The 12,370-nt window shown below is 73.6% G+C and carries 13 protein-coding genes; 4 read left to right on the forward strand and 9 right to left on the reverse strand.

The window, feature by feature from the left end:
* Positions 1-122: 122 nt before the first annotated feature.
* From ACVV2G_RS04980 to sigE, 4 genes are all read right to left on the reverse strand, one after another.
* On the reverse strand, positions 123-569 hold the full coding sequence (locus ACVV2G_RS04980; RefSeq protein ID WP_453841345.1) for a sec-independent translocase: 447 nt from the start codon (positions 567-569) through the stop codon (positions 123-125).
* A gap of 147 nt (positions 570-716) precedes the next feature.
* Entirely contained in the window at positions 717-2,567 is a 1,851-nt protein-coding gene (locus ACVV2G_RS04985; RefSeq protein ID WP_453841346.1) for a S1C family serine protease, read from the reverse strand.
* Between the two features lie 95 nt (positions 2,568-2,662).
* Positions 2,663-3,658, reverse strand: coding sequence for an anti-sigma factor family protein (locus ACVV2G_RS04990; RefSeq protein WP_453841347.1), 996 nt, complete (start codon positions 3,656-3,658; stop codon positions 2,663-2,665).
* On the reverse strand, positions 3,655-4,326 hold the full coding sequence (gene sigE / locus ACVV2G_RS04995) for an RNA polymerase sigma factor SigE (RefSeq protein WP_453841348.1): 672 nt from the start codon (positions 4,324-4,326) through the stop codon (positions 3,655-3,657). The genes ACVV2G_RS04990 and sigE overlap by 4 nt, the downstream gene beginning before the upstream one ends.
* 287 nt (positions 4,327-4,613) lie before the next feature.
* On the opposite strand from sigE, the gene ACVV2G_RS05000 reads away from it, so the two are divergent.
* Positions 4,614-5,312, forward strand: a complete 699-nt coding sequence (locus ACVV2G_RS05000) for an O-methyltransferase (RefSeq protein ID WP_453841633.1) — start codon at positions 4,614-4,616, stop codon at positions 5,310-5,312.
* A gap of 153 nt (positions 5,313-5,465) precedes the next feature.
* Here ACVV2G_RS05000 and ACVV2G_RS05005 read toward each other — a convergent pair whose 3' ends face one another.
* Entirely contained in the window at positions 5,466-5,633 is a 168-nt protein-coding gene (locus ACVV2G_RS05005; protein WP_003966491.1) for a DUF3117 domain-containing protein, read from the reverse strand.
* Between the two features lie 355 nt (positions 5,634-5,988).
* Between ACVV2G_RS05005 and chcB the strand changes: the two genes are divergently transcribed.
* Entirely contained in the window at positions 5,989-6,792 is an 804-nt protein-coding gene (gene chcB / locus ACVV2G_RS05010; protein WP_453841349.1) for a 2-cyclohexenylcarbonyl CoA isomerase, read from the forward strand.
* 33 nt (positions 6,793-6,825) lie between these two features.
* Here the strand turns inward: chcB and ACVV2G_RS05015 are convergent, their stop codons facing one another.
* Positions 6,826-7,410: a DNA-3-methyladenine glycosylase I gene (locus tag ACVV2G_RS05015; protein WP_453841350.1), complete on the reverse strand. Its 585-nt coding sequence runs from the start codon at positions 7,408-7,410 to the stop codon at positions 6,826-6,828.
* Positions 7,407-7,766: a DivIVA domain-containing protein gene (locus ACVV2G_RS05020; RefSeq protein ID WP_453841634.1), complete on the reverse strand. Its 360-nt coding sequence runs from the start codon at positions 7,764-7,766 to the stop codon at positions 7,407-7,409. The genes ACVV2G_RS05015 and ACVV2G_RS05020 overlap by 4 nt, the downstream gene beginning before the upstream one ends.
* A 232-nt stretch (positions 7,767-7,998) precedes the next feature.
* Between ACVV2G_RS05020 and folP the strand changes: the two genes are divergently transcribed.
* Positions 7,999-8,859: a dihydropteroate synthase gene (folP, locus tag ACVV2G_RS05025; RefSeq protein WP_453841635.1), complete on the forward strand. Its 861-nt coding sequence runs from the start codon at positions 7,999-8,001 to the stop codon at positions 8,857-8,859.
* Positions 8,860-9,141: 282 nt separating this feature from the next.
* On the opposite strand, the gene ACVV2G_RS05030 is transcribed toward folP, so the two are convergent.
* Together ACVV2G_RS05030 and dapE are read right to left on the reverse strand one after the other, a co-directional pair.
* The gene (locus ACVV2G_RS05030; protein WP_453841351.1) at positions 9,142-9,900 is read right to left on the reverse strand and encodes an LOG family protein; all 759 of its coding nucleotides are present in this window, start codon (positions 9,898-9,900) and stop codon (positions 9,142-9,144) included.
* Between the two features lie 108 nt (positions 9,901-10,008).
* A complete protein-coding gene (gene dapE, locus ACVV2G_RS05035) occupies positions 10,009-11,088 on the reverse strand; it encodes a succinyl-diaminopimelate desuccinylase (RefSeq protein WP_453841352.1) in 1,080 nt (359 codons plus the stop codon).
* Positions 11,089-11,172: 84 nt separating this feature from the next.
* Here dapE and ACVV2G_RS05040 point away from each other — a divergent pair, with 84 nt between their 5' ends.
* A complete protein-coding gene (locus tag ACVV2G_RS05040; protein WP_453841353.1) occupies positions 11,173-12,150 on the forward strand; it encodes a VldE C-terminal domain-containing protein in 978 nt (325 codons plus the stop codon).
* The last annotated feature ends 220 nt before the right edge of the window (positions 12,151-12,370 follow it).

The following is a 12,370-nucleotide window of genomic DNA, read 5'->3' on the forward strand; positions in this document are numbered from 1 at the left end:
CCCGGCGCGTGGGTCGCGCGGGCGTCGCCTTCAGGCCCTGCGCGCCGCGTCCACGATGTGATACGCGTCACCATGGAAGGGGGTGTCGGCCCCCGGGGCGCGCCGGAGCCGGCCGGGTGGCCTCAGGTGGCGTCCGCGTCGAAGGGCGGACGGTCGTCGGAGGCGGCGCCCTCGGGCTTCTTCACCATGTCGATGCGACCGCCGGCGGAGCCGGACGAGGACGAGGCGCCGGAGGAGGACTCCGGCTCGCGGCCGTGGACCGCGTCGGTGACCTCGGCCATCTCCTTCTTCAGGTCGAAGCCGTTGCGGATCTCCTTGAGTCCCAGCTCGTCGTTGTCCAGCTGCTTGCGGATGAACGTCTTCGGGTTGAGGTCCTCGAACTCGAAGTCCTTGAACTCGGGGCCCAGCTCCTGGCGGATGTCCTGCTTGGCACTGTCCGAGAACTCCCGGATCTTCCGGATGGTGCGCGTCACGTCCTGGATGACCTTGGGGAGCTTGTCCGGGCCGAACACGAGCACGGCGAGGACGACGAGCGTCACCAGCTCGAGGGCGCCTATGTCATTGAACACCTGAAGCTCCTTGGGATGTCCGGGCCGCCCCCACGGTACCCGCCGATCCTGTCCGGCCGGTACCGTCCCGCGAGCCCCGAGTGCGTGTACGCGGACGCTTTCCGAATTGTTTGCCTTCCTGGCCCCTTGTCGGACCTGTGCCCCGGTTCATTCCCCGCCGGAGGAGCCGAGGAACAGTGAGACGTTCGTCTCCCTGCCGTCACGCAGCAGGGTCAGTTCGAGGCGGTCGCCGGGGCGGTGGGCTCGGGTCCTGACGATGAGTTCCTCGCCGGAGTGCACGCGCCGGCCGTCGACGGCGGTGATCACGTCCCCCGCCTTGAGGCCGGCCTCGGCGCCGGGCCCGCCCGCGGCGACCGCGGGTCCGCCGTCGCCGCCCCGGGTGCCGACGCGGGCGCCGTCGCCGGTGTAGGCCATGTCGAGGGTGATACCGATGACCGGGTGGGTGGCCCTGCCGGTGTTGATCAGCTCTTCGGCGACGCGCTTGCCCTGGTTGACGGGGATGGCGAAGCCGAGGCCTATCGATCCGGCCTGGCCGCCGTCCGCGCCGGCGCTGCCGCTGCCGGCGGACCGGATGGCGGAGTTGATGCCGATGACCCGGCCCTGTGCGTTCAGGAGGGGACCGCCGGAGTTGCCGGGGTTGATGGGCGCGTCGGTCTGCAGGGCGTCGACGTACGACACGTCGCTGCCGTCACCCTCCTCGCCGCCCGCCGTGATGGGCCGTTCCTTGGCGCTGATGATGCCGGAGGTGACCGTGCCGGCCAGGTCGAAGGGGGCGCCGATGGCGACGACGGGGTCACCGACCCGCACGTTGTCGGAGTTGCCGAGGGGCATGGGGGTGAGGCCGCTGACGCCCTTCACCCGGACCACGGCGAGGTCGTATCCGCCGTCTCGGCCGACGATCGTGGCCTCGGCGGTGTCGCCGCCGTTGAAGGTGACGGTGATGCCGCCGCCTGACCCGGCGGGCTCCACGACGTGGTTGTTGGTCAGGATGTGGCCGCGGTCGTCGAGGACGAACCCGGTGCCGGTGCCCGCCGCGTCACCGCCGCTGACGTGGAGGGTCACCACGCTGGGCAGGGCCCGGGCGGCGATCCCCGCGACGCTGTCCGGCGCCCTCTCGGCCGCCTCCTCACCGGCCTGGGGCAGCTCCACGGTCCCCACGCCGCCGTTCCGCTCCAGGTACGCGCCCGCTGCGCCGCCGATGCCGCCGGAGACCAGCGCGATCAGCAGGGCCCCGGCGACGAGCGTCTTCGCGGTCCGGCCGCGTCGTGGTTCCCGCGCCGGTACGGCCGCACCGTTGTGCTGCAGGGACGCGGCGGCGGCCGAGGCGGCCCAGGGGTCGTAGCGCCGCCAGGGGTCGGCGTCCGGGAGCCCGGAGTCCGGCCCGTCGGGCGTCGGCTGCTCCGGTGTCGCCCCCACCGAGGCGGACGACGCCACGACGGCCGCCGACGGCGCATCCGCCGACGCCGGACCGGGACCGGGCACCGCACCCGTGGACGCGGGCGGCACCGCCGCCCCGACAGACACGGCAGGCCCCGCAGACACCGCCGCCCCGACAGACCCCGCAGGCGTCGGCTCCGCCGCACCGGGCACCGGCGGAGCCGGAGGCGGCGCATCCGCCAACGCCGGATCGGGCACCGCACCCGCGGGCGGCACCGCCCCGACGGCTGCCGGGAGGCCCTCGGCCGTCGTGCCGTGCACCTGCGCCGCCGGGTGCTGCACCGGTGGGGCCGGGGCCCAGGGGCCCGGCTCGCCGTACGGCGGGGTGCTGTAGGGGTCGGGCTCGTGCAGCGGCTCGGGGCGCTCGTAGTCGCCCGTGCCGGACGCGTGGCGCGGTGCCGGGCGCTCCAGCTCGAAGTCGCCCCCGCCGGGCTCGTCGTCACCGGTGAGGGCGGGGTGGGCCGCGCGAGGGCGTTCCAGTTCGAAGTCACCGCCGGACGCGTCGTGCGACGAACGGGGACGCGTCCACCGCTTCGCCTTCGTGGGCTTCCCCTCGTTCATGTTCTCCCCCGCAGCCGGCCGCTGGTCGTCGGCCCCAAGGGCTCTGGCGCCACCCCGGATTCAATCAGGTTCCCGGGCCGACGCGCAGGTCCCGGTCAGTGAGCCGGACGGTGGGAGGAGCCGGGAGCGACCGCCGGGTACGGGGAGGGGACCGGGCCGGGGACGGGCGCCGTGAGCAGGCCGGGCGGCCTGACGTCGGTGACCGTCGACCAGGCGCTCAGGGCGAGGGGCGGGACCGCTCCGAGCGGACGTATCAGCGGGGACAGCGCGGCGGCGCCGGCCGTCACCACGGGGGCCGGTGCGGTCCTGGTCCGCTGCCGCGGATCGGCACCCGCGGGGGCCGGCAGCCCGGGCAGCAGCGGCGCGGACATCGCGGTGGGGGCGGCCGGGGTGTCTCCGAGCGCCCGCTGCCCCTGGCCCTGTCCGAGCAGCGGACCGCCCGCACGGCGACGCTGGCCGTCGGGGCTCGTGAGCGCTCCGGTGGTCCGCGCCGGCGTCACGTTGCTGCCGCTGCCCGAGCCGCGCGCCTCCGTGGAGGTGTCCGGCGTGCCGAGGGTGACACCGCCCAGCGCGATCGCGGCCAGCGACACCGCTCCGGCCGCCGCGAACGCGAACCGCAGCCCACGTGAGGACGCCCGCTCCGACTCGTGCCGGCTCACGTCGTGGATACGGAAGCCCCGGCCCGGCGCCGAGGGCGGCAGGACGGAGGAGTGCGGCCGCGCGGGGGCGTAACCGAACTCGAACCGCTCGCCCCGCTTGGTTCCGAAGACCCCGTCGAGGCCGCCGAGACCCGTGGAGAACCCCTCACCGCTCCGCGGCGAACCACCGCCGTCCGTGTCACCGCCCCCGGGAAGCCCCTGGAGGCGGGCCAGGAAGCTCTCGGACGGGGCCGGCGGGGCCGCTTGCGCGAAGACGCTCTTCAACCGGCGCTGCTCGTCGACCTCCGCCTTGCACTTCGGGCAGGTGGCCACGTGCGCCAGAACGCGCTCACGCGCGTCATGACCGAGCTCTCCGTCCACCAGGGCGGAGAGTCGGTCTCCCAGGTGCTGCTCTGCGAGGTGTCCCTCGGGTTCAGGCCGTGACCCACTCACGCGCTCGTGCCCCCTCCTCCCAGTGCGGGAACACGGGTCGCGAACGAGCGACGCTCGGCACGCGCCTTGGGCGAACGGTGCGCAAGTGCCTTGCGCAGCTGGGAGCGGCCTCGGTGGATCCGCGAGCGGACCGTGCCGAGCTTGACGCCGAGGGTCGCGGCGATCTCCTCGTACGACAGCCCCTCGATGTCGCACAGGACGACGGCCGCGCGGAACTCGGGCGCGAGGGTGTCGAGGGCCTGTTGGACGTCCGCGTCGAAGTGGGCGTCGTGGAAGACCTGCTGCGGGTTGGGCTCCCTGCTCGGCAGCCGCTCGGCCGCGTCGTCGCCGAGCGCGTCGAAGCGGATGCGCTGCTTGCGGCGGACCATGTCCAGGAAGAGGTTGGTGGTGATGCGGTGGAGCCAGCCCTCGAAGGTGCCCGGTGTGTAGGTCGACAGCGACCGGAAGACGCGGACGAAGACCTCCTGGGTGAGGTCCTCGGCGTCGTGCTGGTTGCCCGTGAGGCGGTACGCGAGGCGGTAGACCCGGCCGCTGTGCGTGCTGACGATCTCCTCCCAGGTGGGCGGAGTCCACGCCTGCCCGTCCGCGTCGCTGGAAAAAGTCGCGGTCGTGGCGTGCCCCGTGGCGGGGCGGCCGGCGTGGCTGTGGTCAGCAGCGGTGTCGTTCACGGATTTCGGCCTGCCTGCCGATCCGAGGAAGCGCCGCAGCACTCCTCCCCGATCCGCGGGAGCGGCCGCACCTCCCCTGTCGGCTCTGGTGGTGTCCAGTGGAGCCCCTACCATAGCCACCTCGCCCGTTAGCTCCGGATAAGCGGTTTTACGAGAATTTGATCTGGGCTGACACGGCTCGTACGGCTGCGTCAGCACTTGCTCGGCACCGTGCTCCAACGCGCTGCCCCCCGTCGCGGTCCCGGCCGTCGGCCTTCTCCCTGTTGCCCCCTTAAACGACCGGTCCCATCTGCGGGTTCCCGACGCCAACGGATACAGTCACGCCGAGGCAACGACGGGGACAGGAGAGGGTCATTACCGGCAACCGGCAGACGAGCTGGGCGTTCGCCGACGCCTTTGTCGCCGAGGACGACGCGCTGCTCTGGGCACGCGACCGGGCCCGCGAGGCGGGCCTGCACTCGGTGACCCCGGGGACGGGCTCCGCGCTGGGACTGCTCGCCGCCGCCGTGGACGCCAAGGCGGTCGCGGAGATCGGCACCGGCTGCGGTGTCTCCGGCATCCATCTGCTGCACGGGATGCGGCCGGACGGCGTACTGACCACGGTCGACCCGGAGCCGGAGCACCAGCAGTTCGCCCGCCAGGCCTTCCGGGCCGCGGGCTTCGCCAGCAACCGGGCCCGGTTCATCCCGGGCCGCGCCCTGGACGTCCTGCCCCGGCTCGCGGACGCCGGCTACGACCTCGTCTTCTGCGACGGCGACCGCCTGGAGTACCTGGACTACCTCGCGGAATCGTTGCGCCTGCTGCGCACCGGAGGGCTCGTCGCCTTCGAGGGCGTCTTCGGCGCCGGCCGGACGATCGACTCCGGACCGCAGCCCACCGAGGTGCTGCGCCTGCGGGAGCTGCTGCGCGCGGTCCGGGAGAGCCAGGAGCTGGTGCCGTCGCTGCTTCCGGTGGGCGACGGGCTGCTGTGCGCCGTCAAGCGGTGATTCCCCCGGCCCCGGACCGTGGTGATTCCCTTGGCCCCGGCCCGTGAGGGCTCGGGGAAAAACCCGGGAAAACGCGCGGTGAAACAGGAAATCAATCGCCCCGGCACCATGCGCGGTACCGGGGCGACTGAACGGGTAATGGTCGCTCGCGCGTCAGCCGACGACCTTCTTGAGGGCGTCGCCGAGCGCGTCGGCCTCGTCGGGGGTCAGCTCGACGACGAGTCGACCGCCGCCTTCGAGCGGAACGCGCATGACGATGCCCCGCCCCTCCTTGGTCACCTCGAGCGGGCCATCGCCCGTCCGCGGCTTCATGGCCGCCATGCTCGTTCCCCTTCCTGATACCAGCTCACCGTCACCGCCGACGGCCCGTGAGGGCACGCGCAGTCCGGCCCGGACGCGCGACACCGGCATCGAACACATTGCTTCCCAGCCATTATCCCGCATCCCAGGACCCGATGACCAACATCGGCCGGCATCGCTTGGGCAACGCGCGCGAGCAAAACCACTCAATTCGGCGATGTGACTGCGATACTGCGCGCCCTCGCCCCCTCAGCCGAATGGATACGGACCGGATTCCTTAGACACAGGTCACATCTCCGGAGCGGTCCGGCGCCGGGGATCTCCGTCATGCTGTCTCCCGGACACACACGTACGACTACGACGCGGAGGGGAAACCATGGCCGACACCGTGCTCCACGAGGTGAGCGACGGGCTCGCGACGATCACGCTGAACCGCCCCGAGGCGATGAACGCGCTGGACATCGAGACCAAGGTCGCGCTCCGGGACGCGGTGCGCTCCGCGGCGGACGACGACACCGTGCGGGCGGTCCTGCTGACCGCCGCCGGGGAGCGGGCGTTCTGCGTCGGCCAGGACCTCAAGGAGCACGTCGGGCTGCTGGCCTCCGACCGGGAGACGGGCTCCGGCCGGACCATGAGCACGGTGCGGGAGCACTACAACCCGATCGTGCGGGCGCTCACCGAGGCCCGTAAGCCGGTGGTCGCCGCGGTGAACGGCGTGGCGGCCGGGGCCGGCTTCGGGTTCGCGCTGGCGGCCGACTACCGGGTCGTCGCGGACACGGCGGCCTTCAACACGTCCTTCGCGGGGGTCGCGCTCACCGCCGACTCGGGGATCTCCTGGACGCTGCCGCGCGTCGTCGGCCCCGGGCGCGCCGCCGACCTGCTGCTCTTCCCGCGCAGCATCGGCGCCCGGGAGGCGTACGAGCTGGGCATCGCCAACCGGATCGTCCCCGCCGCCGACCTGCGCGCCGAGGCCGAGCGGGCGGCGCGGGCGCTGGCCGAGGGGCCGACGGTGGCGTACGCGGCGCTGAAGGAGGCGATGGCGTACGGGCTGACGCACTCGCTCTCCGAGACGCTGGAGAAGGAGGACGAGCTGCAGTCGCGGGCGGGCTCCTCGGAGGACCACGCGATCGCGGTGCGGGCGTTCGTCAACAAGGAGAAGCCCACGTATCTGGGCCGGTGAGCCCCGGCGCCGGGGGGCGGGGGGCCGGACGGCTCAGGCCCGCCGCGCCACGCACGCCGCCAGGTGGTCGTCGACCAGGCCGCACGCCTGCATCAGCGCGTACGCCGTCGTCGGGCCGACGAAGCGCAGGCCGCGCTTCTTCAGCGCCTTGGACAGCGCCGTGGACTCCGGTGTGACGGCCGGGACGTCGGCGAGGGTCTTCGGGACCGGGCGTCCGGCCGGGTCCGGGGCGTGCGACCAGATCAGTTCGTCCAGCGCGCCGGGGACCCACCCGGCCAGCTCGCGCGCGTTGGCGAGGGTCGCGTCGATCTTCGCACGGTTGCGGATGATGCCCGCGTCGGCGAGCAGGCGCTCGCGGTCCTCGTCGGTGAAGGCCGCCACCCTGGCGATCTCGAAGCCGGCGAACGCCGCGCGGAAGCCGGGGCGGCGGCGCAGGATGGTGATCCAGGACAGGCCGGACTGGAAGGCCTCCAGGCTGAGGCGTTCGTACAGGGCGTCGTCGCCGTGGACCGGGCGGCCCCACTCCTCGTCGTGGTACGCCACGTAGTCGGCGGTGGACAGGGCCCACGGGCAGCGCGGCGCGCCGTCCGGTCCCGCGACGGCCTCCCCGGCGCTCACGGCCGCTCCTCGCGGCCCGGCTCCTCCATGGACACGTGGCCGGGGACGACGGCGGCGCGGGCGCCGTCCAGCGCGGACTCCAGGTCGGCGATGCGGGCGTCGCGCTCGGCGAGTTCGGCGCCGAGGCGGCCGAGGGCGTCGTCGACGTCCGCCATGCGGTAGCCGCGGACGACGAGCGGGAAACGGAGCCGCTCCACGTCCGCACGGCCGACCGGGCGGTCCGGGGGCAGGGAGTCCCGCAGCCGCTCGGGGGCGGCGTCGGGCAGCGGCCCGCTGTCGCCGCCGCTCACCACGGCGAGCGTCACCGCGGCGACCACGGCGGCCAGGGCGACGACGAGGAACAGGAACATGACCATCGCTGGGGCCCCCATGGTCGGGTCGAGCGCGGCGATCGCGTGATCCGGCGGATCGCTTCGCTGGTGGGATCGGAGTCGGATCGGGAGTCGGGCGTGCGGAGCAGGAGTCGGTTGTGTCGGGTCCGATCGTGCCATGCGAGTCTGGCAGCCGGGGCCGCAGGCGGCCGAAGGCCGGTCCCCGAGGCCGAACGCGGGACGGGAGAACGGTGTGGACGAGGAGATGTCACAGGGGATGCTCAGGCTGGGCAGGCGCGCGTTCGCGGCGCACGAGCCGGTGGTCATGGCGATCGTGAACCGGACCCCGGACTCCTTCTACGACCAGGGGGCGACCTTCCACGACGAGCCCGCCCTCGCCCGGGTGGAGCGGGCCGTGGCCGACGGTGCCGCGATCATCGACATCGGCGGGGTGAAGGCCGGACCCGGGGACGAGGTGTCGGCCGAGGAGGAGGCACGGCGGACGGTGGGGTTCGTCGCGGAGGTGCGGCGGCGGTTCCCCGATGTCGTGATCAGCGTGGACACCTGGCGGCACGAGGTCGGCGAGGCGGTGTGCGAGGCCGGGGCGGACCTGCTGAACGACGCGTGGGGCGGCGTCGACCCGAAACTCGCGGAGGTCGCCGCGCGGTACGGGGCGGGGCTGGTGTGCACGCACGCGGGCGGCGCCGAGCCGCGGACACGGCCGCACCGGGTGGCCTACGACGACGTCATGGCCGACATCCTGCGGGTGACGCTGGGGCTGGCCGAGCGGGCGGTGGCCCTGGGGGTGCCGCGGGAGTCGGTGCTGATCGACCCCGGGCACGACTTCGGGAAGAACACGCGGCACAGCCTGGAGGCGACGCGACGGCTCGGCGAGATGGTGGACACGGGGTGGCCGGTGCTGGTGTCCCTGTCCAACAAGGACTTCGTCGGGGAGACCCTGGACCGGCCCGTGAAGGAGCGGGTGCTCGGAACGCTGGCGACGACGGCGGTGTCGGCGTGGCTGGGGGCGCGGGTCTACCGGGTGCACGAGGTCGCGGAGACGCGGCAGGTACTGGACATGGTGGCGACGATCGCGGGGCACCGGGCACCCGCGGTGGCCCGGCGGGGGCTGGCGTAGGCGGGGCGGGGCCGGTACGGGCCGACGGGGTCACGGGCGCGCGCAGTCCGACGACCGACGCAGGCCGGGCAGAAGCCGACGCAGGCGGAACAGGGCCCGGAGACGGGCCGGACGACGGCTGAGGCCGGGGCGGGGTCCGGAGCGCCGCCGCGGGCCGGCGGGGGGCCGGGGCTGGGTGGTGGGGGCCCTGGCGGGGTGGTTCGCACCGCCGTCCTCACCCGCCCCGCCGTCCTCACCCGCGCCGGCCCCGGGGCTTCGTCTCCGGCCCCCGTCCGGAACCCGCTAGCGCCCCGCCTCCTTCGAGACCAGGGCGACCGCCTCGTCCACGTCGTCCGTGACGTGGAAGAGCAGCAGGTCCTTCTCCGCGGCCTTGCCCTGGGCGACCAGCGTGTTGCGGAGCCAGTCGACCAGACCGCCCCAGTACTCGGTGCCGAACAGGACGATGGGGAAGCGTGTCACCTTCTGGGTCTGCACCAGGGTGAGGGCCTCGAAGAGCTCGTCGAGCGTGCCGAGGCCGCCGGGCAGGACCACGAACCCCTGCGCGTACTTCACGAACATCATCTTGCGGACGAAGAAGTACCGGAAGTTCAGGCCGATGTCGACGTACGGGTTGAGCCCCTGCTCGAAGGGCAGCTCGATGCCGAGGCCGACCGACGTGCCCTGCGCCTCCAGGGCGCCCTTGTTGGCCGCCTCCATGGCGCCGGGTCCGCCGCCGGTGATGACCGCGAAGCCCGCCTCCACCAGGCCGCGTCCGAGCCGCACGCCCGCCTCGTACTCCGGTGAGTCGGCCGCCGTGCGGGCGGAGCCGAAGACGCTGATCGCGGCCGGGAGTTCGGCGAGCGTGCCGAAGCCCTCGATGAACTCCGACTGGATGCGCAGCACGCGCCACGGGTCGGTGTGGACCCAGTCCGACGGGGCACGCTCGTCCAGCAGGCGCTGGTCCGTGGTGCTCCCCTGGACCTGGTCCCGCCGCCGGAGGACGGGGCCCAGGCGCTGCTCCTCCGGTGGCCGCTTCTTGCCCTCCGGGTTGCCAGTAGCCATGCGCGCTCCCTCCAGTTGCAGGTTCGTCCACCTCAGCGTAGATCCACGCGGGTTACGTACGAGGGACCTCAGCATGTCCACCACGCGCCGCGCCAAACCAAGGGGTGATCAGGCCGTCAGCCAGGACCGCAGGCGCTCCTCCCCCGCGAGGATCCTGGCCGTGTCGACCCGCTCGTCGCGCTTGTGCGCCAAGTGCGGGTTGCCCGGACCGTAGTTGACGGCCGGGACGCCGAGCGCCGAGAAGCGCGACACGTCCGTCCAGCCGTACTTGGGCTGCGGGGTGCCGCCCACCGCCTCGATGAAGGCCGCCGCGGCCGGGTGGGACAGCCCCGGCAGGGCCGCACCGCTGTGGTCGTCGACCACGAACTCCGCCACCCCGCAGTCCGCGAAGACCTCGCGCACGTGCGCGAGCGCCTCCTGCGCGCTGCGGTCGGGGGCGTAGCGGAAGTTGACCGTGACCACGCACTCGTCGGGGATGACGTTGCCCGCCACCCCGCCGGTGATGCCGACCGCGTTGAGGCCCTCGCGGTACTCCAGGCCGTCGATCACCGGGTGGCGCGGCTCGTAGGCCGCCAGGCGGGCGAGGATCGGGGCGGCGGCGTGGATGGCGTTGGAGCCCATCCAGGAGCGCGCCGAGTGCGCCCGCTCGCCGGTCGTCCTCAGCAGCACCCGGAGCGTGCCCTGGCAGCCGCCCTCCACCTGTCCGTCCGACGGCTCCAGCAGTACCGCGAAGTCGCCCTCCAGCCACTCGGGGTGCGCCTCGGCGACGTGCTTCAGCCCGTTCAGCTCGGCGGCGACCTCCTCGTTGTCGTAGAAGACGAAGGTCAGGTCGCGGTTGGGGGCCGGTACGGTCGCCGCGACGCGCAGCTGGACCGCGACGCCGGCCTTCATGTCGCAGGTGCCGCAGCCCCACAGGACGCCGTCCTCGTCCAGCCGGGACGGTACGTTGTCCGCGATCGGAACGGTGTCAATGTGACCGGCCAGGATCACGCGCTCCGCCCGGCCCAGGTCCGTGCGCGCCACGACGTTGTTGCCGTACCGCTCGACCGCCAGGTGCGGCAGGGCGCGCAGGGCGCTCTCGATCGCGTCCGCCAGCGGCTTCTCCGTGCCGCTCTCGGAGGGGAGGTCGACGAGCCGCGCGGTCAGCTCCGCGGCGTCCAGCGTGAGGTCAAGCGGGGTATCGGCCATGGCCCCGACCCTAGCGCCCCCGCCCTCGCGGGCACTGTCCGCGCTCGGCGTACACCACTCCCTACCCTCCAGTACCTTGTACGCGTGCTTCAGCCGTCGCCACCCCGCAAACGCCATGGCCGCCTCCTCCGTTCCGGAGCGGCCCTCATGGTCCTGCTCGCGGTCGCCGGTTACCTCGCAGTGCAGTACGTCACCGGGGGCGCGGGCGCTCCCGGCTGCCGGGTCGTCTCGGACGGGGACGGCCGGGCGACGTACGAGTTCACGCCGGAGCAGGCGGTGAACGCGGCGACGATCACCGCCGTGGGCACCGCGCGCGACCTGCCGGAACGCGCGGTGGCGATCGCGCTGGCGACCGCGTTGCAGGAGTCGTCGCTGCGCAACATCGACCACGGCGACCGCGACTCGCTCGGCCTGTTCCAGCAGCGCCCCTCGCAGGGCTGGGGCACGCCGGAGGAGATCATGGACCCGGCGTACTCGGCGGGCATGTTCTACGACCACCTGGTCGAGGTGCCCGGCTACACGCGCCTCCCGCTGACCGTCGCCGCGCAGCGCGTGCAGCGCAGCGGTTTCCCGCAGGCGTACGCCAAGCACGAGCCGGACGCCACGCTGCTCGCCGCCGCGCTGACCGGACGGTCGGCGGCGACCCTGACCTGCGAGGGACGACCCGGTGCGACCGGGACCAGGGGCCCGGACGCGGTCCGCGCGGCGCTCGTACGGGACTTCGGCCGGGACGTCCTCCAGCCCGCCGGCGCGCAGGCGGACACCGCGACCGCGAAGCCCTCGCCCCCGGCGGCCGCGGGCGGCTCCGACGGGCGGACCGTCACGCTGCCCGTGACCGCGGGCGGCGGCACGGACACGGACCTGAGCCCGGAGCGGCGCGGCTGGCAACTGGCGCACTGGGCGGTGGCGAACGCCTCGTCGCTGCACATCCAGCGGGTCTCCTATGCGGGCCGGGAGTGGACCGCGGGAAACACCGCCAGCACGTGGCGCCCGACGGATGCGGGCGGCACCCAGGGCGCGGAGCGGTCCGGGGGCCCGGTCCGGATCACCTCCGCGCGGTAGCGCTCGCGCGTACGAGCCGTCACTCCCGGGGGTTACCCGCGTCGGCGGCGGGGCGGTGCGGGCCACGGGGGTCCGCGAGGTCGCCTCGCATCCCGTGGAGCCCAGACGGACCAAGGGCCGCAAGGGTTCGGGGGCCGCTACGACGGGCTCCCTTTTGCCCGTTTTTCTGTGCACCTGATAATGCGACGCATTACCAAGTCTTTACGTTGGGCCGCCGCAA

Source organism: Streptomyces sp. JK94 (assembly GCF_053613315.1).

Coding starts and splice junctions, on each gene's coding strand:
- ACVV2G_RS05020 (WP_453841634.1), bottom strand. CDS start 7,766: ATGGTCATGTTCCTGTTCCTCGTCGTCGCCCTGGCCGCCGTGGTCGCC.
- ACVV2G_RS05030 (WP_453841351.1), bottom strand. CDS start 9,900: ATGGCTACTGGCAACCCGGAGGGCAAGAAGCGGCCACCGGAGGAGCAG.
- chcB (WP_453841349.1), top strand. CDS start 5,989: ATGGCCGACACCGTGCTCCACGAGGTGAGCGACGGGCTCGCGACGATC.
- ACVV2G_RS04985 (WP_453841346.1), bottom strand. CDS start 2,567: ATGAACGAGGGGAAGCCCACGAAGGCGAAGCGGTGGACGCGTCCCCGT.
- ACVV2G_RS05005 (WP_003966491.1), bottom strand. CDS start 5,633: ATGGCGGCCATGAAGCCGCGGACGGGCGATGGCCCGCTCGAGGTGACC.
- folP (WP_453841635.1), top strand. CDS start 7,999: ATGCTCAGGCTGGGCAGGCGCGCGTTCGCGGCGCACGAGCCGGTGGTC.
- dapE (WP_453841352.1), bottom strand. CDS start 11,088: ATGGCCGATACCCCGCTTGACCTCACGCTGGACGCCGCGGAGCTGACC.